Origin of the sequence: Tatumella ptyseos ATCC 33301, assembly GCF_000735525.1 — a bacterium.
In the GTDB taxonomy this organism is placed as follows: domain Bacteria; phylum Pseudomonadota; class Gammaproteobacteria; order Enterobacterales; family Enterobacteriaceae; genus Tatumella; species Tatumella ptyseos.
The window spans coordinates 1-301 of the sequence record NZ_JMPR01000078.1 but is presented as its reverse complement, the minus strand read 5'-3'; the positions used below and the strand labels follow the sequence as shown (position 1 = coordinate 301).

The following is a 301-nucleotide window of genomic DNA, read 5'->3' as shown; positions in this document are numbered from 1 at the left end:
TCTTTAACTTGGCCCCGCAGAAAATACAAGGACTAATTGTACAAAAAATAGAAGAGTTATTTTCTCATATTGATGCAGGTGTTGTAGAGCTAAAACAAGCAAAAACTAAACTACAACAATACCGTCAATCGGTTCTAAACGATGCAGTAACAGGGAAGTTAACAGCGCATTGGCGTGAGCATAATTCAGACAAATTAGAACCTGCCGACAGGTTACTAGAAAACATTCTTGATGATGACCCCTCCCCAATTTCCGTACCAGGCTAAATCAGAGATCTGGGCCTTCTGACCCCTCCCCAATT

Annotated in this window: 1 pseudogene; it reads left to right on the top strand. The window is 41.2% G+C overall.

Features of this window, described 5'->3' with window-relative positions:
- Positions 1-266: pseudogene (locus tag GTPT_RS17675) on the top strand (hypothetical protein); the annotation flags it as partial.
- Between the last annotated feature and the right edge of the window lie 35 nt (positions 267-301).